Origin of the sequence: Streptomyces sp. I05A-00742 (assembly GCF_013055795.1) — a bacterium.
Classification (GTDB): Bacteria; Actinomycetota; Actinomycetes; order Streptomycetales; family Streptomycetaceae; genus Streptomyces.
The window spans coordinates 154930-179918 of sequence record NZ_JABETO010000010.1 but is presented as its reverse complement, the minus strand read 5'-3'; the positions used below and the strand labels follow the sequence as shown (position 1 = coordinate 179918).

General features: G+C 73.6%; 25 protein-coding genes. 22 read left to right on the top strand and 3 right to left on the bottom strand.

What is annotated here, in order from left to right; genetic code table 11:
* The first annotated feature begins 278 nt into the window (after positions 1 to 278).
* From HN013_RS13050 to HN013_RS13035, 4 genes are read left to right on the top strand one after another with little or no spacing between them, the layout of a single operon-like run.
* Complete coding sequence (locus tag HN013_RS13050; protein WP_171166244.1) at positions 279 to 1082, top strand: ABC-2 family transporter protein; 804 nt, start codon at positions 279 to 281, stop codon at positions 1080 to 1082.
* A gap of 7 nt (positions 1083 to 1089) precedes the next feature.
* Positions 1090 to 1890, top strand: coding sequence for an ABC transporter permease (locus HN013_RS13045; protein WP_171166295.1), 801 nt, complete (start codon positions 1090 to 1092; stop codon positions 1888 to 1890).
* Positions 1891 to 1892: 2 nt separating this feature from the next.
* Positions 1893 to 2888: an ATP-binding cassette domain-containing protein gene (locus HN013_RS13040; protein WP_312018593.1), complete on the top strand. Its 996-nt coding sequence runs from the start codon at positions 1893 to 1895 to the stop codon at positions 2886 to 2888.
* An 18-nt stretch (positions 2889 to 2906) separates the two neighbouring features.
* Complete coding sequence (locus HN013_RS13035) at positions 2907 to 3575, top strand: DUF1707 domain-containing protein (protein WP_212764268.1); 669 nt, start codon at positions 2907 to 2909, stop codon at positions 3573 to 3575.
* Between the two features lie 27 nt (positions 3576 to 3602).
* Here the strand turns inward: HN013_RS13035 and HN013_RS13030 are convergent, their stop codons facing one another.
* Complete coding sequence (locus HN013_RS13030) at positions 3603 to 4928, bottom strand: SGNH/GDSL hydrolase family protein (protein WP_171166242.1); 1326 nt, start codon at positions 4926 to 4928, stop codon at positions 3603 to 3605.
* Positions 4929 to 5307: 379 nt separating this feature from the next.
* On the opposite strand from HN013_RS13030, the gene HN013_RS13025 reads away from it, so the two are divergent.
* The 7 genes from HN013_RS13025 to HN013_RS12995 all read left to right on the top strand — a co-directional run bounded on the left by HN013_RS13025 (position 5308) and on the right by HN013_RS12995 (position 11851).
* Positions 5308 to 6588, top strand: coding sequence for a DUF445 domain-containing protein (locus tag HN013_RS13025; RefSeq protein WP_249374981.1), 1281 nt, complete (start codon positions 5308 to 5310; stop codon positions 6586 to 6588).
* A 229-nt stretch (positions 6589 to 6817) separates the two neighbouring features.
* Entirely contained in the window at positions 6818 to 7018 is a 201-nt protein-coding gene (locus HN013_RS13020) for a DUF3311 domain-containing protein (protein ID WP_312018592.1), read from the top strand.
* A gap of 4 nt (positions 7019 to 7022) precedes the next feature.
* Positions 7023 to 8576 (top strand): sodium:solute symporter family protein, encoded by a 1554-nt coding sequence (locus HN013_RS13015; protein WP_312018591.1) that lies wholly within the window; start codon positions 7023 to 7025, stop codon positions 8574 to 8576.
* Between the two features lie 99 nt (positions 8577 to 8675).
* On the top strand, positions 8676 to 8990 hold the full coding sequence (locus tag HN013_RS13010) for a DUF6412 domain-containing protein (protein ID WP_171166241.1): 315 nt from the start codon (positions 8676 to 8678) through the stop codon (positions 8988 to 8990).
* 223 nt (positions 8991 to 9213) lie between these two features.
* Entirely contained in the window at positions 9214 to 10242 is a 1029-nt protein-coding gene (locus HN013_RS13005; protein ID WP_249374980.1) for a membrane protein insertase YidC, read from the top strand.
* A gap of 143 nt (positions 10243 to 10385) precedes the next feature.
* On the top strand, positions 10386 to 11243 hold the full coding sequence (locus tag HN013_RS13000) for a fumarylacetoacetate hydrolase family protein (RefSeq protein ID WP_171166240.1): 858 nt from the start codon (positions 10386 to 10388) through the stop codon (positions 11241 to 11243).
* Between the two features lie 134 nt (positions 11244 to 11377).
* Positions 11378 to 11851 carry a hypothetical protein gene (locus tag HN013_RS12995; protein WP_171166239.1) on the top strand — a complete coding sequence of 158 codons (474 nt, stop codon included), beginning with the start codon at positions 11378 to 11380 and terminating at the stop codon, positions 11849 to 11851.
* Between the two features lie 487 nt (positions 11852 to 12338).
* Here HN013_RS12995 and HN013_RS12990 read toward each other — a convergent pair whose 3' ends face one another.
* Both HN013_RS12990 and HN013_RS12985 read right to left on the bottom strand, forming a co-directional pair.
* Positions 12339 to 12878, bottom strand: coding sequence for a GNAT family N-acetyltransferase (locus HN013_RS12990; protein ID WP_171166238.1), 540 nt, complete (start codon positions 12876 to 12878; stop codon positions 12339 to 12341).
* Positions 12879 to 13039: 161 nt separating this feature from the next.
* Complete coding sequence (locus tag HN013_RS12985) at positions 13040 to 14140, bottom strand: Gfo/Idh/MocA family oxidoreductase (RefSeq protein ID WP_171166237.1); 1101 nt, start codon at positions 14138 to 14140, stop codon at positions 13040 to 13042.
* Between the two features lie 56 nt (positions 14141 to 14196).
* Here HN013_RS12985 and HN013_RS12980 point away from each other — a divergent pair, with 56 nt between their 5' ends.
* From HN013_RS12980 to HN013_RS12930, 11 genes are all read left to right on the top strand, one after another.
* Positions 14197 to 15258 (top strand): ROK family transcriptional regulator, encoded by a 1062-nt coding sequence (locus HN013_RS12980; protein ID WP_171166236.1) that lies wholly within the window; start codon positions 14197 to 14199, stop codon positions 15256 to 15258.
* A 708-nt stretch (positions 15259 to 15966) separates the two neighbouring features.
* Positions 15967 to 16275, top strand: coding sequence for a hypothetical protein (locus HN013_RS12975; protein WP_171166235.1), 309 nt, complete (start codon positions 15967 to 15969; stop codon positions 16273 to 16275).
* A gap of 150 nt (positions 16276 to 16425) precedes the next feature.
* Entirely contained in the window at positions 16426 to 17280 is an 855-nt protein-coding gene (locus tag HN013_RS12970) for a hypothetical protein (RefSeq protein WP_171166234.1), read from the top strand.
* A gap of 93 nt (positions 17281 to 17373) precedes the next feature.
* Positions 17374 to 18120 (top strand): GntR family transcriptional regulator, encoded by a 747-nt coding sequence (locus tag HN013_RS12965; RefSeq protein ID WP_171166291.1) that lies wholly within the window; start codon positions 17374 to 17376, stop codon positions 18118 to 18120.
* 135 nt (positions 18121 to 18255) lie between these two features.
* Positions 18256 to 19377 (top strand): TIGR03364 family FAD-dependent oxidoreductase, encoded by a 1122-nt coding sequence (locus tag HN013_RS12960; RefSeq protein WP_171166233.1) that lies wholly within the window; start codon positions 18256 to 18258, stop codon positions 19375 to 19377.
* A 7-nt stretch (positions 19378 to 19384) separates the two neighbouring features.
* Positions 19385 to 20137 (top strand): HAD family hydrolase, encoded by a 753-nt coding sequence (locus tag HN013_RS12955; RefSeq protein ID WP_312018590.1) that lies wholly within the window; start codon positions 19385 to 19387, stop codon positions 20135 to 20137.
* The gene (locus HN013_RS12950; RefSeq protein ID WP_312018589.1) at positions 20134 to 21216 is read left to right on the top strand and encodes an ABC transporter ATP-binding protein; all 1083 of its coding nucleotides are present in this window, start codon (positions 20134 to 20136) and stop codon (positions 21214 to 21216) included. The genes HN013_RS12955 and HN013_RS12950 overlap by 4 nt, the downstream gene beginning before the upstream one ends.
* Entirely contained in the window at positions 21209 to 22183 is a 975-nt protein-coding gene (locus HN013_RS12945; protein WP_171166232.1) for a 2-aminoethylphosphonate ABC transporter permease subunit, read from the top strand. Before HN013_RS12950 ends, HN013_RS12945 begins: the two co-directional genes overlap by 8 nt.
* Positions 22170 to 22967, top strand: coding sequence for an ABC transporter permease (locus HN013_RS12940; protein WP_171166231.1), 798 nt, complete (start codon positions 22170 to 22172; stop codon positions 22965 to 22967). Before HN013_RS12945 ends, HN013_RS12940 begins: the two co-directional genes overlap by 14 nt.
* Before the next feature lie 41 nt (positions 22968 to 23008).
* Positions 23009 to 24058, top strand: coding sequence for a 2-aminoethylphosphonate ABC transporter substrate-binding protein (locus tag HN013_RS12935; RefSeq protein ID WP_171166230.1), 1050 nt, complete (start codon positions 23009 to 23011; stop codon positions 24056 to 24058).
* A gap of 113 nt (positions 24059 to 24171) precedes the next feature.
* Positions 24172 to 24951 carry an HAD-IIA family hydrolase gene (locus HN013_RS12930; protein ID WP_171166229.1) on the top strand — a complete coding sequence of 260 codons (780 nt, stop codon included), beginning with the start codon at positions 24172 to 24174 and terminating at the stop codon, positions 24949 to 24951.
* Positions 24952 to 24989 lie beyond the last annotated feature (38 nt).

Genomic DNA, 24989 nt, shown 5'->3' with positions numbered 1-24989 from the left:
GTGGTTGTGCGGCCACGGCGGACGGTGTCGGTCAGGCGGTGCCGCACGACCCGGCAACGCTGCCGTGCGCCCGGAAGCACTGTCGCACCACCGGTCCCGGCCGGAGGGATCCAGCGCCACCTCACCGGGTGGTCAGGACCGTTCGGGTGCGGCCCACCACTCCGAGGGGTGAATAATCCTTGGTCCGGGACTGAGGGGTACGGCTACGCTCCTGCGCTTCGGGTTCGGCCCGGCCGGTCGGCGGACTGACAAGGTTCAACGAGAAGAGGGGGCGTGGGATGCGGCTGTACGCCGCCGTCGCGGTGAGCGGCTTCCGGCGGCACGCGACGTACCGGGTGGCCACGGCGGCCGGTGTCTTCACCAACACCGTCTTCGGATTCATCCTCGCCTACACGTTCATCGCCCTCTGGGACGAGCGTCCGCATCTGGGCGGCTACGACCAGGGGCAGGCCCTGACCTTCGTCTGGGTCGGCCAGGCCCTGCTGGCGGCGGTGTCCCTGCTCGGCGGTGGTTTCGAGCAGGAGTTGCAGGAGCGCATCCGCAAGGGCGACATCGCGGTCGACCTCTACCGGCCCGCCGACCTCCAGGCGTGGTGGCTCGCGGCCGACCTCGGCCGGGCGGGCTTCCACCTGCTGGCCCGCGGGGTGGCGCCGCTGACGGCGGGCGCCCTGTTCTTCGAACTCACGCTCCCGTCCGATCCGTTGCGCTGGCTCCTGTTCCTGATCTCGGTCCTGCTGGCCGTCGTGGTCGGCTTCGCCCTGCGCTACCTGGTGGCGCTCTGTGCCTTCTGGCTGCTCGACGGCGCCGGTGTGACCATGGTCAGCCAGCTGATGTGCATGTTCTTCTCGGGCACGCTGCTGCCGCTCACCGTCTTCCCCGGCACCTTCGGCCAGGTGGCCCAGGCGCTGCCGTGGTCGGCGATGCTCCAGGTCCCGGTGGACGTGCTGGTGGGCCGGCACCCGGGGGCCGCGGGGACGGCGGGGGCGCTGGGCTTCCAACTGGGGTGGGCGGTGCTGCTGCTGGCCGTGGGACGGCTGATGCAGTCGCGAGCCACACGGAAGGTGGTGGTCCAGGGTGGTTGAGCGCTGGATGCACGGCGTCCGTACGTACTTCCTGATCGCCGGGATGTGGGTGCGGTCGACGATGGCGTACCGGACGTCGTTCGCCCTGATGACCGTGGGCAACTTCGTGGCCAGCGGGCTGGACTTCGTCGCGATCATGCTGATGTTCTCGCACATCGACGCCCTGGGCGGGTTCGGCCTCCCCGAGATCGCGCTGCTGTACGGGTCGACCTGCACCTCGTTCGGCCTGGCCGACCTGATCCTGGGCAACACGGAACGCGTCGGGCAGCGGGTGCGCGACGGTACGTTCGACACCCTGCTGGTACGCCCGGTGCCGGTCCTGGCCCAGGTGGCCGCCGACCGGTTCGCCCTGCGCAGGCTGGGCCGGATCAGCCAGGGGCTGGCGGTGCTGGGCTGGGGCGTGGCGTCCGTGGACGTCTCCTGGACGCTGCCGAAGGCGCTGTTCCTGGCGGTGACGGTGGTGGCCGGAGCGGCGATCTTCTCCGCCGTCTTCCTGGCGGGGGCGGCGTTCCAGTTCTGGGCCTCCGACGCCTCGGAGGTGGCCAACTCCTTCACCTACGGCGGCGTCACCCTGCTCCAGTACCCGCCGACGGTCTTCGCCCGGGACCTGGTGCGCGGGGTGACCTTCGTCATCCCGCTCGCCTTCGTCAACTGGCTGCCCGTCCTCCGGCTGCTGGGCCGGGACGACCCCCTGGGCCTGCCCGGGTGGGTGGCGTACTGCGGGCCGCTGGTCGCCGTGCTGCTGCTCGCCCTCACGGGGCTGGTGTGGCGGGCGGGGCTGAGGAGCTATCGGAGTACGGGGAGTTGAGCGTGAAGGAGGGTGGAGAGGTGACCGGCGAGGACGCGACATTCATCGAACTCGACGGCGTGGAAAAGGTTTTCGAGGTGCGCCGCCGCGCCGGCCTGCTGCGCCGGGAGAAGCGGGAGGTCCGGGCCGTCGACGGCATCTCCTTCCGGGTGCCGCGCGGCGAGATCGTCGGCTACATCGGCCCCAACGGCGCCGGGAAGTCCACGACGATCAAGATGCTCACCGGCATCCTCGTGCCCAGCGGCGGCCGACTGCGCGTCGCCGGCATCGACCCGTCCCGCGACCGTACGAGGCTGGCCCGCCGTATCGGCGTCGTCTTCGGGCAGCGCACCACGCTCTGGTGGGACCTGCCGCTGCGCGACTCGTACGGCCTGGTCCGCCGGATGTACCGGATCCCCGACGACCGTTACCGCGCCAACCTCGACCGCTGCGTCGAACTCCTCGACCTCGGCGACCTGCTGGACGTCCCCGTGCGCCAGCTCTCGCTCGGCCAGCGGATGCGCGGCGACATCGCGGCGGCACTCCTGCACGACCCCGAGGTGCTCTACCTGGACGAGCCGACCATCGGCCTCGACGTGGTGAGCAAGGCCAAGGTCCGGGGCTTCCTGCGGGACCTCAACGCCGAACGCGGTACCACCGTCCTCCTCACCACGCACGATCTGACGGACATCGAGCAGCTGTGCAAGCGGGTGATGGTCATCGACCACGGCCGGCTGGTCTACGACGGCGCGCTGGACGGGCTCCACACCGTCGGGGAGAGCGAGCGGATGCTCGTCGTGGACCTGGAGCGCGAACTGCCGCCCATCGAGGACGTGCCCGGCGCGCGGGTCGTCCGGGTGGAGGGCCCGCGCCAGTGGCTGGCCTTCCCGGCCGCCCACAGCGCCGCCCCGATCGTGGCCACCGTCGCGGAGCGGTACCCGCTGGTCGACCTCTCCGTCAGGGAGCCCGACATCGAGCAGGTCATCGCCCGGCTCTATGCCGACCGGCCCGGCCTGTGAGGCCCTACCCTGGTGGTCATGACAAGTGATCGTCCTGAGATGCGGGCCTCCGACGCCGAGCGCGAGCGCGTCGCCGAAGCACTGCGCACGGCGGTCGCCGAGGGGCGGCTGGACATGGAGGAGTTCGGCGAGCGCCTGGACGCGGCCTACAAGGCGCGGACCCACGCCGAACTCGAACCCCTCGTCCGGGACCTGCCCGCCGCAGGCACGTCAGTCGTCCCGGCCGCCGCCCCCGGTGCCCTGGAGGGCTGGGAGGGCCGCATCGGCGGAACGGCGTCGTCCAGGGGCGGGATCGGCGTCATGGGCGGCTTCCAGCGGCACGGCCGGTGGACCGTGCCCCGGACCTTCACCGGCTTCGCCTTCTGGGGCGGCGGCCAGATCGACCTCCGCGAGGCGGACTTCGAGGACCGCGAGGTGACGATCCGCTGCATCGCCATCATGGGCGGCATGGAGGTCGTCGTCCCGCCGGACCTGGACGTGCACGTCGGCGGCATCGGCATCATGGGCGGCTTCGACTCGGCGGGCGCGGGCGCGGGTTCTCCCGGCTCGCCCCGGGTGCGCATCACCGGGTTTGCCTTCTGGGGCGGCGTGGGCGTCACGCGCAAGGAGCGCCGGGAGGTGCGGAAGCAGCAGCGGGAGGAGCGGAAGCGGCTGCGGGAGGAGGAGCGGCGGAAGTCGCTGGAGTAGGCCCCTCCGTTTCCTCTCGGATTTCTCTCAGAGCACCGCCGCCGCCTGGCGTCCCGTCAGCGCCCCGAGGTCCAGGACCTCCGCCATCCGGCGGTACCCCGCGTCGTTCGGGTGCAGCCGGTCCCCGCTGTCGTAGGCGGGCAGGAGCCGCTGCGGGGCCGCGGGGTCCCGCAGCGCCCGGTCGAAGTCCACGACGGAGTCGAACACCCGTCCGGCCCGGATCTCCGCGTTGACGGCCAGCCGTACGGTCTCCTGCCGCGGCACGGCCCCCACGTGCCCCGCGAAGGGCGTCAGCGTGGATCCGACGATCACCAGCCCCCGCGCGTGGGCGCGGGCCACCAGCTGCCGCAGCCCGTCGACGATGCGGTGCGGGTCGAGCTGCTGCGGGCGGCGCAGGATGTCGTTGACGCCGAGCTCGATCACGACGGCCCGTACGCCCGTCCGGCTCAGCACGTCGCGGTCGAAGCGGTCGAGCGCTCGGGGGTTGTTCTGGGGCGCGTGCCCCCGGTTGCTCAGCAGGACGCGGTTGCCGCTGACGCCCTCGTTGAGCACGCCGTAGCGCGGCGCGCCCGGCTCGGTGCGCAGCCGGGCGGCCAGGTGGTCCGTCCAGCGCTGGTTGCCGCCCATGGTGGAGTTCACGCCGTCGGTGATGGAGTCGCCGATGGCGACGACGGAACCCGTCGCCTGGGTGCCCCAGACGTCGACGCCGGTGACGTACCGCCAGTAGGGCGTCCGGGTGGTGTACCGGGCGCCGTCCAGGTCCTCCGTCCGGTCCCCGCGCGCGAGCCAGGAGAACTGACGGGCGTGCGGATGCATCGTCACCGGGCCCGACGGGACGGCCGAGTAGACGGTGACGAGCAGGTCGGACGCGGGCGCGACGGTGAGCGGCACCGGGTCGCTGACGACGGCCCGCCCCGCGGGCACGGCCACGGCGGTCCGGCCGCCGAAGGACAGCCGCCGCATCGTCCCCTGCGCGGCGGCGGCCGTGCCCGGCCCCGCGGCGACCGCGAGCGAGGCGTGGGTGATCTGCAGCGGCCGGTTGCCGAAGAGGTTGGAGAGGTGGATGCGGGCGCCGGTGCCGCCGATGCTCGTATGGACCACGTTGCGGATGGACGTTCCGGCGAGCCCGGACCCGGTGCGCGGCTCGGCCGCGGCCGGCGCGGCCGACCACGAGCCGGTCCAGCCGCTCACGGCGGCCGGCGCGGCGTCCTGCCGCCTGCGGGGTGGTTCCTCGCCGCCCCCGTCCTGGCCCGAGGCGCCCAGGAAGATCGCCGCGGAGACCAGCGTCACAACGGCCACCAGCGCGGCGAGCAGGGCACTGGCGGTGCCGCGGGACAGAGAGGGCCTGGTCATCGCGGGAAGTCTCCTGGGACGGCGGGGCGGACGGAGCCGGATCCGGGCGGGCCGCCGTGGGAACGGCGCCCGTACGGGTGCCGTCATGGGCCCGATCGCCGGGTCCATGATCCCACGGGGTCGCGGAAGCTCCGGGCGGCCGGGACGCCGGGACGGACCGGCCGCGACGTGTCAGACGACGGGAACTCCCGGCCCGTTCCCCGAGTCGACCGGGTAGAGAGAATGAGCTTTCCCGAGTGAGACGGGAAGACTCCAGAGGAAATGGGGACGGGTGGTGCGGATGAATCGGTCCCAAGAGGACGCGGCGACTGCCGCCGAAGGGATGAAATCCGGGGGAGACGCTTCCGGCGGAGCCGGTGCGCCGCCCTCCGACGGAGTGATGCCCGGCCCGCCGGTCGGATTCACCTACAGCGAGGCGGACGAACTCAAACGGCGCGGTGTCCTCCGGATGAAGGCCTTCGCCACCGGGATGCTGCTCGTCGTCGCCCTCGTCTACGCGCTCGCCACCTGGGCCAAGTCCTCCGGCGCGGGGGCCTGGGCGGGCTATGTGGCCGCCGCCGCGGAGGCGGGCATGGTCGGCGCGCTCGCCGACTGGTTCGCCGTCACCGCGCTGTTCCGCCGGCCGCTGGGCCTGCCGATCCCGCACACGGCGATCATCCCGACCAAGAAGGACCAGCTGGGCCAGAGCCTCGGCGAGTTCGTCGGCGAGAACTTCCTCTCCGGCGACGTCGTGCGCCGCCGGCTGCGCGCCGTCGGCATCGGCTCCCGCCTCGCCACCTGGCTCGCCGCCCCCGAACACGCCGACCGGGTGACCGCCGAACTGGCGACGGCCCTGCGCGGCGCCCTGCGCGTCCTCCGTGACTCGGACGTCCAGGCCGTGGTCGGCGAGGCCGTCACCCGGCGCGCCGACGCCCAGGAGGTCGCGCCCGGCGTCGGCAGGATGCTGGAGCGCGTCGTCGCCGACGGCGGCCACCACAAGGTGGTGGACCTGGTGTGCGGGCGCGCCCACGACTGGCTGGTCACGCACGGGGACTCGGTGATGCAGGCCGTCACCGGCGGCGCGCCCGGCTGGACGCCGCGCTTCGTCGACCGCAAGGTCGGCGAGCGCGTCTACAAGGAACTCCTGCGCTTCGTCACCGAGATGCGCGACATGCCCGACCACCCGGCCCGCGGTGCGGTCGACCGCTTCCTCGCCGACTTCGCGGGCGACCTCCAGAACGACCCGGACACCCGGGCCCGGGTCGAGCGGCTGAAGTCGGAGGTCCTGGGCCGGAGCGAGGTGCAGGACCTGATCGCCTCGGCCTGGAGCTCCGTGCGGGCGATGGTGGTCGCCGCCGCCGAGGACGAGCGCAGCGAACTGCGGCTGCGCGCCCGGGCGGCGATCCTGTCGCTCGGCGCCCGGATGACGTCGGACGAGCGGCTGCGCGCGAAGGTGGACGGCTGGCTGGAGGACGCGGCCGTGCACGTGGTGACGACCTACCGGGACGAGATCACCTCACTGATCACGGAGACGGTGGCGGGCTGGGACGCGGAACAGACCTCCCGCAAGATCGAGGCCCACATCGGGCGGGACCTCCAGTTCATCCGCATCAACGGCACGGTGGTGGGGGCGCTGGCGGGGCTGCTGATCTACTCGGCGTCGCGGCTGCTGGGGGCTTGAGGGGCGGCCGGGGCGGCTGGGGCGGCTGGACTGGCCGGGGCGGCTGGGGTGGCTGGGCGCTCCGGTGAGTGCTCCGCCGGGTGCTCGGCTGAGTGCTCCGCGCCGGAGGACGGCCGGGCGTCCGGCGCCGGGGGAGGGCCGGGCGTCCTCCGGCGCCGGGGAGGGCCGGGTGCTCCGCGCAGGGAGGGGCGGGGGCGCGCCGCGGGTGGGAGCGCCTAGGGTCGGCGGCGTGCTGAAGAAACGTCCCGCCCTGCTGTGGCTGCTGGTCCCCTACGTGCTCTACCTGGCCGTCCTCCCGCTGGTGAACCGCGTCCGGCCCACCGTCCTGGGCCTGCCCTTCCTCTTCTTCTGGCTGCTCCTGGCGACGCTCCTCACCCCGGTGGGCGTCTGGCTCGCCTGGCGCGGCGACCGCCGGCGCGGACGGGTGTGAGCGCGTGAACGCCACTGTCGCGACGTCCGTCTTCGGCGTCTTCATGGTCCTCACGGTCGCCCTGGGCCTGCTGGCCGTCCGCGGCCGCGGCGGGGGCGGCGGCATCGCCGAGTGGTCGGTGGGCGGGCGCAGCCTCGGCACGGTGATGATCTGGGTGCTGATGGCCGGCGAGGGCTACACCAGCTTCAGCTACCTCGGCGCCGCCGGCTGGGGCTACAACTTCGGCTCGCCCGTCCTCTACGTCATCGCCTACCTGTCCTGCGGCTACGCGATCGGCTACGTCGTCGGCCCGACGCTCTGGTCGTACGCCCGGACGCACGGGCTCGTCTCGATCACCGACATGGTCGCCCACCGCTACAACCGGCCCTGGCTGGGCGCCCTGGTCGCCGTCCTCGCGACCGTCTGTCTGCTGCCGTACATCCAGCTCCAGATCACCGGCATGGGCGTCGTCGTCTCGACGATCTCCTACGGCGCCATCAGCCTCGACTGGGCCTACTTCATCGCCTTCGCCGTCACCACCGCCTTCGTCGTGGTCAGCGGGCTGCGCGGCAGCGCTTGGGTCTCGGTGCTCAAGGACATCCTCGTCATCGCCACCCTGGCCTTCCTCGCGGTGTACGTCCCGCTGCACCACTTCGACGGCTACGGCCCGTTCCTCGACCGGCTCGTGGCCGAGAAGCCGGAGTGGCTGACGCTCAGCGGGCACGGCGGCAGCGGGCTGGGCGCGACCTGGTTCGCGACCACCAGCTTCCTCAACTCCCTCACCGTCGTCATCTTCCCCACCACGGTGGCGGGTTACCTCGGCGCCCGGAGCGCCGACGCCCTGCGGCGCAACGCCATCCTGCTGCCGTTCTACAACGTGCTGCTGTTCGTCCCCATGCTGCTGGGCATGGCCGCGATCTTCGTCGTGCCCGGGCTCACCGGGGCGGGGTCCAACCTGGCCCTGTTCAAGCTGATCGTGGACTCGCTGCCGGCCTGGCTGGTCGGGGTGATCGGGGTGGCCGCGGCGCTCTCGTCGATCGTGCCCATGGCGGTGTTCATGCTGGTCATCGGGACGATGTGGGGACGGAGCGTACTGGGGACGGTCCCCGCGCTCGCCGGCCGGCCGCGGCGGCAGCGGTTCGCCGCGCAGACCGTCGTCGTCGCGGCGGGAGTGCTGGCGCTCGCCCTCACCTACGCCGCCCCCAACACCCTCGTCCGGCTCTCGCTCATCTCCTACGAGGGCATGGCCCAGCTGGTGCCCATGATCCTCATCGGCCTGGTGTGGCGGAAGCTGACGCTGTGGGGTGCGCTGAGCGGGCTCGTCGTCGGCGGTGCGCTGGTCTGCGCGCTCGTCTTCACCGAGCACGACCCGGTGGGCGGGGTGAACGCGGGCGCCCTGGCGCTGGGCGCCAATCTGGTCGTCGCGCTGGCCGTCTCATGGCTGGGCCCCACACCGGCGGACGACCGGCCGGACGCGGAGGTCCTGGCCTCGGATCCGGGGCCGGAGGCGGAGGCGCGCCCTGCGCTTCCCGAGCGCCCCGAGCGCCCGGGTGGTGCCGCTGTCAGTGGGGGCGTCTAGTATCGGAACGACTGAACGAACGGTCGAATAGCCGAATGGTCGAATGGGCGGGGTTCCGAGGGGAATCCGGGACTCCGTCCGCCGGGGAAGGGGGGCACGATGAGCAACGCCGTTCGCACGCACATCAGCGTGCTCCTCGTCCTGTGCGCCGAACTCCTGCTCGCGCAGTGCGGACTGCTCAGCGTCCTCATGAGCGCGGTCGCCGTCGCCTCGACGACGGCCGTCGCGGTGGCCCTGTCCCTCTGCGCCGTCCTCGTCGCCGCCGTCCGTACGGGCCCGCTCACGCCGACCCGAATACGCACCGCGATCCGGGACAGGGAGCTGCGCACCGCCTTCCTCGCCCAACGCGATCCCGACGCGCGGGGCCGTCGCCGGCCCCGAGCCCCCGGCCGTCTCCTCCCGACGGCCGCGTAGGCACTCCTCGTCGCCCTGGTGACGCACGGCCCGTTACGGGCGCGTGCGCCCTTGTCCGATCCATGCGTCCGGGCCCTGAACGGGCCCTCCGAGAACCGTTCGCATGGCCTCCGACGCGCGTCGTGGAGCCGCGCGGCTCGTCACGCCGAATGCGCCGAACCGGCTCACTGCCCGGTTCGCCGCACCGACTTCCGGCAGACGAGTCCCCGTGGAGGGATCGACCATGTCCTTTTTCGCGCCCCTCGGTGCGCTCCTGACCCATGTCGCCGACGCGATAGAACCCGTCTTCGGGGCATCCGCGACGGCCGCGACGATCGTGCTGCTCACCCTGTGCGTCAAGCTCGGCCTGCACCCGCTGGCCCGCTCCGCCGCCCGGGGCGAGCGGGCCAAGGCGGCGCTGGCCCCGCAACTGGCGGAGCTGAGGCGCAAGCACGCGAAGAACCCGGAACGGCTGCACCGTGCGACCGCCGAGCTGCACGAGAAGGCGGGCGTGTCCCCGATGGCGGGCTGCCTGCCCATGCTCGTCCAACTGCCCGTCTTCTACCTGATGTACCACCTGTTCTCCACCGGCTCCGGAGGTGACCTCCTCGACCACACACTGCTCGGCGCCCCGCTCGGCGGCCGGTGGACCGGCGCACTCGGCGACGGGGGCCCGTTCGGCCCCCACGGTCTCGTCTACCTGGCGCTGTTCGCCGTGGTGGCGGCCGTCGCCACCTGGACGTTCCGGCGCACCCGCAGACTGGCCGCCACGACACCGGCGCTCGCCGGCGGAGCGGGGGCACCGGGGGCGGGGGCGCCGGGGGCGGAGGCGATGGCCGTGGTGGCCAGGATCTCGCCGTTCCTGTCCTTCGCCACGCTGATCACGGTCGCTGTCGTGCCGCTCGCGGCGGCCCTGTACGTGGTGACGACGACGCTGTGGTCGGCGGCGGAACGGGCGTACTTGCAGCGGTCGGTGGCGGAAGCAGCGGGTGAAACGGCGGTCGCTCCGGCAGCTCCGGCAGCTTCGGCAGCCTCGGATGCTCCGGCGGCGCCGGCGCCGTCCCCGGTGGCCGACCACACGTCGCCGTCCCCCGTCGCCAGAAACGGGAACGGGAACGGGAACGCCGGACGGAACCAGGGCGGCGGGAAGAACCGGAACGCCGGGAGGAAGCGGACCGGTGCGCGGAGCCGGAACGCGGGTGCGAGCCGGAGCGGCCACGCGAGCCGGAGCGGTGGGAAGAGCGGCGGGGGAGGGCGCAAGCAGGGCAGGTGACGACGGGGGCGTAGGGGTGTTCGAAGGCTGGTCAGCGCCGTCCGCAGGCCGAAACGCCCCTTGCCGACCGGCCCCCGGATCTTGGACGATCGACCGGTCGCGCATTACGCACCGAGTCCGCCGACACACGGGGGGTTGTACCGATGAAACTGCTCCGGGTCGGCCCGGCGGGGGCGGAACGCCCCGCGCTGCTGGACGAGGAGGGGACGCTGCGCGACCTCTCCGCGCTCGTCCCCGACGTGGACGGCGCCCTCCTCGGTGACGCGTCCCTGCTGGACCGCGTGCGGGCCGCCGTCGGCGCCCGTGTCCTCGCCGCCCTGGACCCGGCGGGCCTGCGCGTCGGACCGCCGGTGGCCCGGATCGGCAAGATCGTCTGTGTGGGCCTCAACTACCGTGCCCACATCGCCGAGATCGGGGCCCGCACCCCCGCCGAGCCGGCCCTCTTCCTCAAGGCCCCCGACACGGTCGTCGGCCCCGACGACCCCGTGCTCGTCCCGCCCGGCAGTCTCAAGACCGACTGGGAGGCCGAGCTCGCCGTCGTCATCGGCCGCACCGCCCGCCGCCTGGGCACCGACGAGGATGCGAGGGACGTCGTCGCCGGCTACACCATCAGCAACGACGTCTCCGAACGCGCGTACCAGCTCGAACGCGGCGGCCAGTGGGACAAGGGCAAGAACTGCGAGACGTTCAACCCCCTCGGCCCCTGGCTCGTCACCGCCGACGAGGTGCCCGACCCCCAGGCGCTGACGATCCGCACCTGGGTCAACGGCGAGCTGATGCAGCACGGCGGCACGGCGGACCAGATCTTTCCCGTCGCTCATGTCGTGCGCTACGTGAGCGAGTTCATGACGCTCTACCCTGGAGACGTCATCAACACCGGCACACCGGCGGGCGTCGCCCTCGGCAGGCCCGAGCCCAAGCCGTACCTCCGCTCCGGAGATGTCGTCGAGCTCGCGATCGACGGACTGGGCCGTCAGCGGCAGCACATCAAGGACGGGTGAGGGGGCGGCGCCCGGCCTCGTGGCGCTGAGGCCGATGGGCCGACCGGCCGACCGGTCCGGTGGGACGGTGCGTTCGGGGGAACGGGCGCGTGTGCTGCCCGAGGGGGTCGGTTCCGATGTGCTTATTTTCGGATATGCGGCACAGAAAGCAGCGGGCTCGTCTGCGCGCCCGCCCCACCGCCAGGGCCACCGTCGCCGCGACCGCGACGGTCGTGGCGACGACGATCAGCGGCGCCCTGCTCCTCTGCGCCTTCACCACCCCCGGCGCACCGGAACCGGACTCCGCCGCCCTCTGCGCGGCCGGCGCCCCGGGCGCCTGCGTCGGCGGTGCGCCCCTCACCGGCGCGGACCAGGTCCAGGAGGACGGCCTCTCCTCCTGGTCCTTCCGCTCGGCAACCCCCACCGCCCTCCCCACCGACCCGGCCCTCCGAGCCCGCCTCCCCATCACCGTCGCACCCCTCGCCGCCGCCCGCACCACCGGCGACGCCCACGAACAGGGCCACAGCGGACCGCCCATGAGCGGCGACATGGTCTTTGGCGGCAGCCTCGTCCTCCTCGGCTCGGGCCTGGCCCTGGGCGTCCTGTACCGCTCCCGGGCGGAGGGCTGAGCCGACGCTTGCCGACAGGGGGCGTTGGGGCGGGTGGGGCGGCATGCTGCTCGTCCGGCTGCCGGTATCGTCTCGGGCCCTGCGGGCCCAAGGCGGCGGGCTACGCGGAGCGGGGCCCGTCCCTCGGGTGCGGGCGGGAGGGCCTGAGCGCGCGGCCGGAAGGCGGTCCGTCGGCGTCCGGCCGCAATTGGTGGAAGTGGGCGCCCCAGACGGCGATTTGCCCTATTTCCCCGCCCCATTCCACCACTCTTGAAGGCCGAACCACCCCACCCGCACTGCCGGCTCCACGGCCCCCGCCAGCCCATCCCACGCGGACCTGCGCGGAGCCGTGGCGCCCCCTCCCCCGTAGCCGCCGCCTTTCGACGCGCGCAACGACGAAGCGGACGGTCGGCCGAGCACCCGCCATGTAAATCGCCCACCGATGCCGCCCCGCCCGCCCACCGGCACGGTCGGCGGTGCCGTCCGCCGGGCCCGGAGGCAGCCGAGGTCAGTGACCGCCGCGCCGGTCCAGCAGCATCACGGCGTGGGTGCCGTTGCCCCAGGGGTCGGTCTCGGCGAGCTTCCGGTAGCCCCAGGCGTGGTAGGCCGTGAGGGCGGGGGTCGCGGCGAGTTGGACGGCGAGGATGACCCGCTCGGTGGTCGTGCTGTCGAGGAGTGTGCCGTGCAGTCGCCGGGCGAGGCCGTGCCGTCGGTGGCCGGCGCGCACCGCCAGTTCCATCAGGAAGAAGGTGCGGGACCGGTCGGCGGGGGCGACGCAGGCGTCCCACCGGCCCGGAAGAGCGTCGAGCGTTCTGCCGAGGGCCATGCCGACGGGCTCGCCGGAGGGGGTGCGGGCGAGGGCGGCGCGGAAGGCCGGGTGCCGGGTTTCGGTGCGGAAGCGGTCGAAGGTGACGTCGACGTCGGCTTCCGTCTCGCCGTAGGGCGGTTCGGCGAACGTCTCGGCGTAGACCAGGCGGAACGCGTCCTCGGCGCGGGCCGCGGCCGGGCCATCCATGATCTCCACGGTGGGGAGGTCCTGTTGGCTCATGGCCGCCATTCCAGCATGTCACCGTCCTCGGCGGTACTGATCGGAAAACCGACGGGACAGGTGGGGAACGTGGCCGCCCTCTCCGGCCCCGCCGGGAACGGAAGCTGACGTCGTGCCGGCGGTCGGAGCGGGCGTCGCGCACGACCGGCGGCCGGTGAACGTCAGAGGGTGATCGTCCGGTCCTCCGCCGCCGACGTCCGCGCCGCCTCCAGGACGCGGAGCGCGGCCGCGGCCTCGGTGGCGGTGACCGGCGGACGTCCGCCGTCGCGCAGGGCCGCGGCGACCGCCGCGTAGTAGGCGGGGTAGTCGCCGGGGAGGGTGGGCAGTGGTTCGCCGCCACCGGTCAGCGGGGACTCGCCCTCGCCGAGCCGGCCCCAGATCGACCGCGGCTCGACGCCCCAGGGGGTGTCGGTATCGGGCCGCAGGCCCTCCCGGAGGGCGCCCTCCTGCGGGTCGAGGCCGTACTTGACGTAGCCGCCGTCGCTGCCCAGCACCCGGAAGCGGGGGCCGAGTTGGGCCGCGGTGGCGCTCATCCAGAGGTGGGAGCGGACGCCGTTGGCGTGGCGCAGGGCGATGAAGGTGTCGTCGTCCGTCTCGGCGCCCGGGCGGCGCACGTCCGCCTCGGCGTAGACGGTGACGGCCGGGCCGAAGAGGGTCAGCGCCTGGTCGACCAGGTGGCTCCCCAAGTCGTAGAGCAGCCCGCCGAGTTCGGCGGGGTCGCCGGACTCGCGCCAGCCGCCCTTGGGCTGGGGGCGCCACCGTTCGAAGCGGGACTCGAAGCGCAGGACGCGGCCGAGGGTCCCGTCGGCGACGATGTCCTGGACCGTGCGGAAGTCGTTGTCCCAGCGGCGGTTCTGGAAGACGCTCAGCAGCAGCCCGCGCTCCTCGGCGAGCGCGCCCAGCTCCTCCGCCTCGGCGGCGGTCGCGGCGAGGGGCTTGTCGACGACCACGGGCAGCCCGGCCTCCAGGGCACGCCGGGCGAGCGGGACGTGGGTGCGGTTCGGGGACGCGACGACGATCAGGTCGAGCTCGTCGGCACGGGCGAACAGTTCGTCCGTGCCGGGGACGGTCCGGGCGCCGGGGTGCTCGGCGAGGACCTTCCGCTGCCGTTCCGGGTCGGCGGTGACGACCGTGTCGAGGGCCAGGTCCTCGGAAGCGGCGATCAGTGGAGCGTGGAAGAACGACCCCGCGACGCCGTAGCCGATCAGGCCGACGCGGAGAGGGGGGCCGGAGGTGCCGGAGGTGTCGGGGGAGCCATCCATGGCCGCCACTTTGGCAACAGTGTTGCAAAAGTGCAAGCGGCCACGACAATGGTCCCGTGAACAGGACCGATCCAGGAGTCAACCTGGCCGCGTTGCGCGACCACAACACCGCCGTCGTCCTCGGCCTGCTGCGCGGCGCCGGACCGGCCGGTGCCAGCCGGGCGGAGCTGGCCGCCCGCGCCGGGCTGACGCCGCAGGCCGTCAGCAAGATCACGGGTCGGCTGCGGGAGTCCGGGCTGGCCGCCGAGGCGGGCCGCCGCCTCTCCACGGGCGGCAAGCCGGCCACGGCCCTGCGGCTCGTCCCCGGCGCGGCCCACGCCGTCGGACTCCACCTCGACCGGGACGCGCTGACCGTCACCCTCGTCGACCTCACGGGTACCGAGGCCGCCACCCGTACCGCGCCCCTCGCCTTCGGGGCGGGCGCGGAGGCCGTACTGGACGCCGTCGCCGACGCGGTGACCGCGCTGCTCGCCGACCACGCCACCGGCGGTGTGCTCGGCGCCGGCGTCGCCGTCCCCGGCCCGCTCGACCACCGCAGCGGCGTCCTGCACCGGGTCACCGGCTTCCCGCAGTGGGACGGCTTCCCGCTGCGCGACGCGCTGAGCGACCGGCTCGGCCTGCCCGTCGTCGTCGACAAGGACACCAGCGCCGCCGCCCTCGGCCTCGCCCTCCGCACCCCCCGCGCCACCGGTTCCTTCGCCTACCTGCACCTCGGGACCGGCCTCGGCGCCGGACTCGTCCTCGACGGCGGCGTCCACCGGGGCCCCCGCACGGGCGCCGGAGAATTCGGCCACCAGGTCGTCCTCGTCGACGGCCCCCTGTGCGCCTGCGGCGACCGCGGCTGCCTCGAAGCACTCTGCCTCGCCGCCGTCGCCGACGGCGACACCCCCCGCGCCGCCCGCCTCCTCGGCATCGGCGCCCTCAACCTCGTACGCCTCCTGGACATCGACCACGTCCTGCTCGGCGGCGGCACGATCCTCGCCCGCCCCGGCCCCTACGCGGACGGCGTCCGCGCCGTGCTCGGCCCCACGACGCCGGTGGACGTCGCTCCGGGGGGTGCGCGGCTCGTGGTGGGGGGCGCGGCGGAGCTGGTGCTCGCGCCCCTCTTCGGCAAGTGAGTAAAATTGCCGCTTCGGCAGGACAGTTGGCCAGGTGGCGGACTGTGGTCCCCGCGTGTGCGGGGATGGTCCCGAAGCCAGCGACCGGCCGCACAAGTGCCTGGAGTGGTCCCCGCGTGTGCGGGGATGGTCCGGTCACGAACGAGACGAAGGTGCCGACGGTGACGTGGTCCCCGCGTGTGCGGGGATGGTCCGAACGCTAAATTCGAGCCTGGCCCGTTCCTCGAGCGGTCCCCGCGTGCGCCGGGGTGGCCCGACGAACCCGTTGTCCTCGCCACAGACGGGTCGGTGGTCCCCGCGTGTGCGGGGGTGGCCCCATGCTGGCGGTCTCCAACGAGGGCACATCCGTGTGGTCCCCACGTGCGCGTGGATGGTCCCTGGCCGGCCAGTTCGAGCCGTGTGGTCCGGACGAGGTCCCCGCGCAAGCCGGGGTGATCCCTGGCCGACCTGTGGGACGTTGCCGTCCTCGTCATGGTCCCCGCGCGCGGGGATGGCCCCACCCGCATGGAGCCGAACGGCTCGATCGTGGTGCAGTCCCCGCGCACGCGGGGTCGGCTGCCCGGACCCCGCACGACACCGCGCCCCACGAAGAGCCGTCCGCGCGCCCCCGTGCTCACTCTTCCGAGGGAACGAATTGCACCCTTCTCGCCGAACTACGTTGTTTCTCATGTGATGACGACTTTTCGGCCCACTGTGAAGGGGAACCCCATGAGAACAGCCGCCCTCGTCTCCGCCCTCGCCGCGGCCCTGCTCCTCACCGCCGCCGCTCCCGCCGGCGCCGCGCCGCACGGCATCAGCAGGACGTTCAAGGACCCGGCGGGGAAGGCGGCCACGCACACGCTGTACTGCCCGACGAAGGAGCATGCGCACAGCGGCGGGGTGCAGGTGCATGAGCCTCACAACTACATCGTGGACTCGCACCCCACGGGCGACCGTCGCGGGTGGACGATCACGACCGAGCCGCTGCCGGGCAACAAGCAGGGCAGGACGGTCACGCTCTACGTCCTCTGCGCCTGACGGGCGGAGCCCGTCGGCCCCGCGCAACCCGTCCGGAGGAGCCGTACTCCGCCCAACGGGCGGAAGTCTGCCGCCGGCCGGGGGACATGTCCGTCGTGTCCGTCGCCGTCGGGCGCGCGGCGGGGATGCTCCCGGCCGACAGGAGTTCCCATGCGTAAAGGTCCCACGATGCCGCAGTTCCGTGCGCTCCCGGTTCACGCCGTAGCCGTAGGGGCGCTCGTCCTGTCCGCCCTCCTCCTCGGCCCGGCCGCGCCCGCCGGTGCCGCCGCCCCCGCGGGGTGCGCGGACGTGGCAGGGCCCGAGTTCCCGATCGCCTCGCGGCTCAGCGGCGGTTCCGACGTGTACGAGCGCGGGGCCGACGGACCGGCGTGGGAGCTGGAGTTGCGCAACGTCACGGGCGCCGAGTGCCGGGACGTGCACCCCGTCGCGGTCCTGTCCGACCGGAACCGGGCGCTCAGGCCGGAGCACATCCGTCTGGAGTTCTACGACAAGGACGGGGCCCGCTGGCGGCCGGTGCGGTTCGAGCGGACGGAGGAGGCGGAGAACGTGGGCGTCCTCGGCGGGGACGCGGACGGCGGCCCGGGCGGTCCCGCGGGCAAGGCCCCGGGCGGGAAGGGGAAGGCTTCCCCCGGCTTCCGGGGCTTCGCAGTCCCCGCCCACCGCACGGTCGTCGTCCCGCTGCGCCTCGGCTTCACCGAGGCGGCCCCGGAAGGGCCCGTCACCGCCAACGTCACGGCGGTGCAGCGGCGCGGCGCGGACGGCGCATGGGTCGGGGAGTCCGGCGACTACACGTTCGCCGTCGGCCCCGCCGCGGTCCCCGCCCCCGCCCCCGTCACCCCGGGTCCGACCCCGCCCGCCGTGCCGGCGCCCGGGCAGGACCCCGGGCCGCCCGTCCTCGCCGCCACCGGCGGCTCGTACGCCGTGCCCGTGCTCGGCGCCCTCGCCTGTGTCTGTCTCGGGGGAGGCGTGGGCCTGATGCTGTGGGCCCGGCGGATGAAGCGGTGACCCGCGGAGACGGCGGCCCCACCCCGATCGACCACTCCCCCCGGGTGCGAGGATCACCCCGTGGACTACACGCACTGCACCGGCCGCGCGGCCATGGGCCGGGCGCCCGGCGCACCCGTGAGGGACGGAATCCCCGAGCACGGCCGCGTCCCCAAGTACTACGCCGTCAAGGCCCAAGTGTCCGAGCTGCTCGACGACTTGGGTGAGGGGCGGGCGCTGCCGGCCGAACGCGACCTCGCCGTCCGGTTCGGGGTGGCGCGGGAGACCGTACGGCAGGCGCTGCGCGACCTGCTGCTGGAGGGACGGCTGCGGCGGTCGGGGCGCGGCACGATCGTGGCGGGGCCGAAGCTGGAGCAGCCGCTGTCCCTGGCCAGTTACACGGAGGGCGTCCGCCGTCAGGGGCGGCGGCCCGGGCGTGCCCTGGTCGGGCTCGAACGCTTCCCCTGCCCGGAGGCGCTCGCCCCCGACCTGGGGGTCCGGGCCGGTGAGCCCGTCTGGCACATGGAGCGGGTGCTGTGCGCGGACGACGAGCGGGTCGGGCTGGAGAGCACGTACGTGGCGGTCGGGCGCGCGCCGCGCCTGGACGCGGACTTCGAGCCGGACACGTCCTTCTACGGCTATCTGCGCGAGCGCCTGGGCATCGTGTTCGGGGACGCGGACGAGCGGCTGGAGACCGTACTGGCCACGCCCCGCGAGGCGTTGCTCGTCGGGACGCCGCCCGCGCTGCCGATGCTGCTGATCCACCGGGTCTCCCGGGACGCCGGGGGCAGGCCGCTGGAGCGCGTCCGGTCGCTGTACCGGGGTGACCGCTTCTCCTTCACCGCGCACTTGCGCGGCTGAGTCCGTCGACGGGCCGGACCGAATCAGCTCAAGTAACAGAAAGATAACGGGTCTGGTCCAAGATTGAGGCCCGGTTCACCACCCCGTCGCCGTCCGTCCTCCCCGGCGCCACCCGCCCCGAGGACCGTTCGGGCCATGCGAGTCATCGTCGTCGGAGCCGGCGTGCTGGGAACCCTGCACGCCTGGCACGCAGTCCAACGCGGCCACGAGGTCGTCCACATCGAGCGCGAGACCGAGGCCCGGGGCGCCTCCGTCCGCAACTTCGGTCTGGTCTGGGTCGGAGGCCGGGCCGCCGGTGCCGAACTGGAGACCGCCCTACGGGCCCGCGAACTCTGGGAGGAGCTGGGCGCCCGTGTCCCCGCCCTCGGGTTCCGGGCCAACGGATCGCTGACGGTCGTCACGAACGAGGACGAACTCGCCGTCGCCCGCGCCGCCGTGGCCCGCCCGGACGCGGCGGCCCGCGGCTACGCGCTCCTCGACGCGGACGAGACGCGCCGCCGCAACCCGGCCCTGCGCGGCAGTTACCTGGGCGCCCTGTGGTGCGCACGGGACGCCGCGGTCGAACCCCGGCCCGCCCAGCGGGCGTTGCGGGACGCGCTCCTCACCACCGGCCGCTACACCTTCCTCGGCGGACGCGAGGTCCGCGAGGTCGTCGGCGAGCGCGGCGTGCGCGACGACCACGGCACCGTCCACACCGGGGACGCCGTCGTCCTCGCCACCGGGGCATGGCTCGGCGGCCTCGTCCGCGAGCTGGCCCCCGACCTGCCCGTACGCAGGGTGCGGCTGCAGATGATGCAGACCGCGCCGCTCGGCGAACGGCTGACCACCTCCGTCGCGGACGCCGACAGCTTCCGCTACTACCCCGCCTACCGCTCCCCGGCCCTGGACGCGCTGACCGCCGCGCGGCGGCAGCCGCCCGTCGCCGCCGCGCACGCGATGCAGCTGCTGATGGTCCAGCGCGCGGACGGCGGGCTGACCATCGGCGACACCCACGAGTACGCGGCGCCCTTCGCGTTCGACGTGGACGAGGAGCCGTACGAGCACCTGACGGCCGTCGCCACCGCGCTCCTCGGCCGCCCGCTCCCGGCGGTCCGGCGCCGCTGGGCCGGGGTGTACGCGCAGTGCCTGGACGCCGGACGGGTCGTGCACCGGCAGCGGGTGCGCGACGGCGTGTGGCTGGTGACCGGGCCCGGCGGGCGCGGTATGACCTGTTCCCCCGCGATCGCCGAGGCGACCGCGGACGAGTTGGGCTGGTGAGGCGGGAGTGAACGAGCAGAGGGCACCGGAAGAAGCCGGGAACAGGCGTATCACCCTGGTCGTCCTGGACATGGCCGGGACCACCGTCGCCGACGACGGCCTCGTGGAACGGGTCTTCGGCGAGGCGTCGGCCCGCGCGCTCGGCGCCGGGCCCGGTTCGGCGGCGTACGCCGGCCACCTCGCCCATGTCCGCGCCACGATGGGCGAGTCGAAGATCTCCGTCTTCCGTCACCTCTGCGGGGGCGACGAGGCCCGGGCCCGGCACGCCAACGCGGTGTTCGAGGAGGCGTACGGGCGGCTGGTGGCCGACGGCCACTGCGCACCCGTCCCCGGCGCCCGGCAGGCCGTCGAACGGCTGCGCGCCGAGGGCCGGACGGTGGTGCTGACCACCGGATTCGCTCGGGGCACCCAGGACGCCCTGCTCTCCGCCCTGGGCTGGGACGGCCTCGCCGACCTCACCCTCTGCCCGGCCGACGCCGGCGGCCGCGGCCGCCCGTACCCCGACCTCGTCCTCACGGCGCTGCTGCGCACCCGTGGCGCGGAGGCGGTGGCGGACGTCGCGGTGGCCGGCGACACCGCGTACGACGTGCTGAGCGGCCGCCGCGCCGGAGCCTCGCTGGTGGCGGGCGTGCTGACCGGTGCGCACGGTGCCGACGCGCTGCGCGGGGCGGGTGCGACGCATGTGCTCGGCTCGGTCGCCGAACTGCCGGCCGCCATCGCCGCGTTCGAGCGCCCGACCGCGACGGGAGCCGTCACGTGAGCGGCGGCAGCGGCATCCGCTTCGACGGCGTCTCCGTCGCCTACGGCCGCACGACCGTCCTCGACGGCCTCGACCTCACCGTCGAACCCGGCGAGGTCATGGCCCTCCTCGGCCCCTCCGGCTCGGGCAAGACCACTGCCCTGCGGGCCGTCGCCGGCTTCGTCCGGCCGTCCGCCGGGCGGGTGTTCATCGGCGACCGCGACGTGACCGGGCTGGCACCGCACCGGCGCGGGGTGGGGATGGTCGTGCAGCAGTACGCCCTCTTCCCGCACCTGCGCGTCGACGCCAACGTCGCCTTCGGACCGAAGGCACAACGGACCCGCCCCCAGGGCCCGAAGACCTCGCGCGCCGATATCGCCCGGCGGGTCGCCGAGGCGCTGGAGATGACCGGGATGACCGCCTACGCCCGCCGCTACCCGCGCGAACTGTCCGGCGGCCAGCAGCAGCGCGTCGCCATCGCCCGGGCGCTGGCCGTCCGTCCGGACGTCCTGCTGCTCGACGAACCGCTGTCCGCGCTCGACGCGCAGCTGCGCTCCGGCATGCTCGCCGAACTGGCCCGGCTGCACCGCGAGATGCCCGGCGTCTCGATGCTCTACGTCACCCACGACCAGACCGAGGCCCTCACCCTCGCCGACCGCATCGCGATCATGGACCGTGCCCGGCTGCGGGACTGCGGCACCCCGCAGGACCTCTACCGCCGCCCGCGCACCGCCTTCACGGCCGCCTTCGTCGGCGGCGCGAACCTCCTGCCGGTGACGGTGGCCGAACGGGGGGTGCGGCTCGGCGGCGTCGCGCTGCCGGACGTACCGGCCGGCGCAGCGTCCCCCGGCGACACGGCCACCCTGTGCCTGCGGCCCCACCTCGTCGGGCTCGGCGACGGGCCGAACGCGCTGCCGGGCACGCTCGTCGAGGCCCAGTGGCGGGGCACCCACCACCGGCTGACCGTGGACGCGGCCGGCCACCAAGTGACCGCCGACGTAAGGGAACTGCGGGAGGCGCCGCGGCCTGGCGCCTCGGTGACCCTGCACTTCGCCTCCGAGGACGCGGCGCTCCTCCCTCCGGGGACACGGCATGAGTAGCGTCCGCGTGGAGACCGGAACCGGTGGTCCGGGGCGGGAGCACACCGGGGAACGGGCGGTTCCCGCGCCCCGGACGACCGGTTCCGCACCCTCCGGGAGACGGCTGCTCCGGCTCGCGCCGCTGCTGCCGCCCCTCGCCGTCCTCGGGCTGTTCTTCCTCTACCCGCTCGCCCTGCTCGTCCGGCAGTCCCTCACCCCCGACGGCTCCGACGGCCTGTCCGTGGCCGCCTACCGGGACGTCCTCGCCCAGCCGGCGTTCCTCGACGCCCTCGTCACCACCGTGCTCATCGCTCTCGGGGCCACCGCCGGGGCCCTGTTGGCCGGCTTCGTGCTGGCGCTGGTGGTCGCGTTCGTGCCCTTCCCCGGGAGCAGGGCGGTCAGCCGGTTCATCGATGTCTTCCTCTCCTTCCCCTCCTTCCTCATCACTCTCGCCCTGCTCTTCATCTACGGCACCGTCGGCATGGCCAACGGCCTCTGGACCGACGTCACCGGCGCCGCCACCGGGCCGTTCGCCTTCCTCCACACGCCGTGGGGCGTCCTGCTCGCCGAGGTCACCTACTTCACACCGTTCGTCATGAGGCCGCTGCTGGCTGCCTTCTCCCAGGTGGAGACGGCACAGGTGGAGGCGGCGGCCTCGCTCGGCGCGCGGGCGCCGCGCATCGTGCGGCAGGTGATCCTGCCCGAGGCGCTGCCCTCCCTGGCCGCCGGCGGCTCGCTGGTGCTGGTGATGTGCCTGAACGAGTTCGGGATCGTGCTGTTCACGGGCGCCAAGGACGTCACCACGCTCCCGATGCTCGTCTACGGCAAGGCGATCCTCGACGGCGACTGGACCGGCGCGTGCGTCGTCGCGGTCGTCAACATCGCCCTCTCCGTGGCCCTCTATTCCCTCTACCGCGCCCTCGTGCTCCGCGGGAACGCCCGCCGGGGCGCCGCAGAACCAGGAGGCATCCGCCGTGCTCGTGCATAGCCGCGCCGCCCGCTGCCTGGCGTGGGCCGTCTTCTTCGTGCTCTTCCTGCCGGTCTTCGCACTGCCCTTCCTGGTGATCGTCGCCGCCTCGTTCGCGACGCGCTGGAGCGGCGCCCTGCCCTCCGGCGCGACGACGGCGCACTACCGGGCCGCCCTCCGGGGCGACGCCCTCGACGCCCTCACCACCAGCCTGCTCACCGCCCTCGCCGCGAGCGCGCTCGCGCTCGTCCTGGGCACCTGGGCGGCCCTCGCGGCCGGCGGCCTGCGGGCGCGCGGGCGGCGGGTGGTCGACGGGCTGTTCCTGCTGCCCGTGGCCGTCCCGTCCGTCGTCGTCGGGCTGTCGCTGCTGGTCGCCTTCTCCGAGCCGCCCCTGCTGCTCAACGGGACGCCGCAGATCGTCGTCGTCGCGCACACCGTCCTGGTGACGGCCTTCGCGTACCAGTCGGTGACGGCGGCGCTCGCCCGCCTCGACCCGGCGTACGAACAGGCCGCCGCGAGCCTCGGCGCCTCCCCGGCGTACGTCCTGCTGTGGGTGAAACTGCCTTTGCTGCTGCCGTCCCTGACCGCCGCCGGCGGGCTCTGCTTCGCCCTGTCCATGGGCGAGTTGAGCGCCACCATGATGCTCTACCCGCCCGACTGGCTGCCCCTCCCCGTGAAGATCTTCGCCTTCACCGACCGCGGCGCGCTCTTCCCCGGCGCGGCCCTCGCCGTCGTCCTCACGGGCACGACGCTGCTGGCGCTGCTCGCCGTCGGCCGGATCCGCACCCGGGCCTCGTACCGCTGAACCCCGACCCCACCGTGCCCTCCCGCAACAGGAGTTCCGCCATGCCTCGCAGATCCCCCGGACCGATCGCCGTCGTCCTTGCCCTGGGCGCCTCCCTCACCGCCTGCGGCGGCGGCACGGACCCCGACGCCAAGGAGATCACCGTCTACAGCGCGGACGGCCTGCGGGCCGAGGACGGATCCGGGTTCTACGACCGGGTGTTCCGGGACTTCGAGAAGAGGACCGGCGTCAAGGTGAAGTACGTCGAGGGCGGCTCGGGCGAGATGGTGCAGCGCCTGGCCCGGGAGCGGAGCAACACCAAGGCCGACGTGATCGTCACGCTCCCGCCGTTCATCCAGCAGGCCGACGGCAAGGGACTCCTCCAGGAGTACCGGCCCCAGGGGTCCGACAAGGTCGCCGCAGGGGACAAGGACCCCGCGGGGAAGTGGACGTCGGTCGTCAACAACTACTTCTGCTTCATCTACAACACGAAGCAGCTGAAGTCCCCGCCGAAGACCTGGAACGACCTGCTGGACGCGAAGTTCAAGGGCAAGCTCCAGTACTCCACCCCCGGCGTCGCGGGCGACGGAACGGCCGTGCTGGTCAAGGCGATGCACGACTTCGGCGGCAAGGACGCGGCGATGGACTTCCTCGGGAAGCTCCAGAAGAACAACGTCGGCCCGTCCTCCTCCACCGGCCAGCTCGCCCCCAAGACGGACAAGGGCGAACTCCTGGTCGCCAACGGCGACGTCCAGATGAACTTCGCCCGGATGACGACCCTGCGCGACCAGGGCATCTTCTTCCCCGCGGGCGCTGCCGGGAAGCCCACCACGTTCTCCCTCCCGTACGCCGCCGGGCTGGTGCGGAAGGCACCGCACAGCGGGAACGCCAAGAAGTTCCTCGACTTCCTGCTCTCCGAGGACGTGCAGCGGCAGGTCTCCTCGGCGGCGGGCGGCTTCGCGGCCCGTACGGATGTGAAGGCGACCGACAGGAACGCGGCGGCGCTCGCGGAGATCATGAAGGGAACCGAGATCTTCCGCCCGGACTGGGCGGACATCGACCGCAACCTCACCTCCTACGTCGACGCCTGGAAGGCCGCCACCACGGGCTGACTAGGCTGGAGGTGCCGGTCCGGCGGGCGAGCCCCGCCGGTTCCGGTTCGTCCCCGACATCCGGCGAGGGCCCGCGGGCCCGGCGGCGGGCCCAGCACGGCAGGAGTTCCGCAGTGGCAGAGCGCAAGCCCATCGAGTCCTGGCTCACCGACATGGACGGTGTGCTGATGCACGAAGGCATCCCGGTGCCGGGGGCGGACGCCTTCATCGCCCGGCTCCGGGACTCCGGGAAGCCCTTCCTCGTGCTGACCAACAACTCCATCTACACCCCGCGCGACCTGCACGCCCGCCTCCAGCGGATCGGCCTGGACGTGCCCGTCGGCAACATCTGGACCTCCGCCCTGGCCACCGCCCAGTTCCTGGACGACCAGCGCCCGGGCGGCTCCGCGTACGTCATCGGCGAGGCCGGGCTGACCACCGCCCTGCACGACATCGGCTACGTCCTCACCGACGCCGACCCCGACTACGTCGTCCTGGGGGAGACCCGGACGTACTCGTTCGAAGCGCTCACCAAGGCCATCCGTCTGATCAACGCGGGCGCCCGGTTCATCGCCACCAACCCCGACGAGACCGGCCCGTCCGCCGAGGGCGCCCTGCCCGCCACCGGATCCGTCGCCGCGCTGATCACCAAGGCGACCGGGCGCGAGCCCTACTTCGTCGGCAAGCCGAACTCGCTGATGATGCGCGCCGGGCTCAATGTGATCGGCGCCCACTCGGAGACCAGCGCCATGATCGGCGACCGGATGGACACCGACGTGCTCGCCGGCCTGGAAGCCGGCATGGAGACGTTCCTGGTGCTCACCGGGCTGACCCGGCCGGACGAGATCGACCGGTACCCGTTCCGGCCGTCCCGGGTCGTCGACTCGATCGCGGACCTCACCGAGCTGATCTGAGGCTCCCGAGCCGGTCCCCCCCGTTGCTCCGGCCGGGG

Bases quoted from the DNA above. Each gene is read 5' to 3' on its own strand.
- HN013_RS12965 (WP_171166291.1), top strand. From the start codon at position 17,374: ATGGGCCGGGCGCCCGGCGCACCCGTGAGGGACGGAATCCCCGAGCAC.
- HN013_RS12990 (WP_171166238.1), bottom strand. From the start codon at position 12,878: ATGAGCCAACAGGACCTCCCCACCGTGGAGATCATGGATGGCCCGGCC.
- HN013_RS12985 (WP_171166237.1), bottom strand. From the start codon at position 14,140: ATGGATGGCTCCCCCGACACCTCCGGCACCTCCGGCCCCCCTCTCCGC.
- HN013_RS13035 (WP_212764268.1), top strand. From the start codon at position 2,907: ATGACAAGTGATCGTCCTGAGATGCGGGCCTCCGACGCCGAGCGCGAG.
- HN013_RS13000 (WP_171166240.1), top strand. From the start codon at position 10,386: ATGAAACTGCTCCGGGTCGGCCCGGCGGGGGCGGAACGCCCCGCGCTG.
- HN013_RS13030 (WP_171166242.1), bottom strand. From the start codon at position 4,928: ATGACCAGGCCCTCTCTGTCCCGCGGCACCGCCAGTGCCCTGCTCGCC.
- HN013_RS13005 (WP_249374980.1), top strand. From the start codon at position 9,214: ATGTCCTTTTTCGCGCCCCTCGGTGCGCTCCTGACCCATGTCGCCGAC.
- HN013_RS13010 (WP_171166241.1), top strand. From the start codon at position 8,676: ATGAGCAACGCCGTTCGCACGCACATCAGCGTGCTCCTCGTCCTGTGC.
- HN013_RS13050 (WP_171166244.1), top strand. From the start codon at position 279: ATGCGGCTGTACGCCGCCGTCGCGGTGAGCGGCTTCCGGCGGCACGCG.
- HN013_RS12935 (WP_171166230.1), top strand. From the start codon at position 23,009: ATGCCTCGCAGATCCCCCGGACCGATCGCCGTCGTCCTTGCCCTGGGC.
- HN013_RS12960 (WP_171166233.1), top strand. From the start codon at position 18,256: ATGCGAGTCATCGTCGTCGGAGCCGGCGTGCTGGGAACCCTGCACGCC.
- HN013_RS12970 (WP_171166234.1), top strand. From the start codon at position 16,426: ATGCGTAAAGGTCCCACGATGCCGCAGTTCCGTGCGCTCCCGGTTCAC.
- HN013_RS12945 (WP_171166232.1), top strand. From the start codon at position 21,209: ATGAGTAGCGTCCGCGTGGAGACCGGAACCGGTGGTCCGGGGCGGGAG.
- HN013_RS12975 (WP_171166235.1), top strand. From the start codon at position 15,967: ATGAGAACAGCCGCCCTCGTCTCCGCCCTCGCCGCGGCCCTGCTCCTC.
- HN013_RS13045 (WP_171166295.1), top strand. From the start codon at position 1,090: ATGCACGGCGTCCGTACGTACTTCCTGATCGCCGGGATGTGGGTGCGG.
- HN013_RS12995 (WP_171166239.1), top strand. From the start codon at position 11,378: ATGCGGCACAGAAAGCAGCGGGCTCGTCTGCGCGCCCGCCCCACCGCC.
- HN013_RS13025 (WP_249374981.1), top strand. From the start codon at position 5,308: ATGCCCGGCCCGCCGGTCGGATTCACCTACAGCGAGGCGGACGAACTC.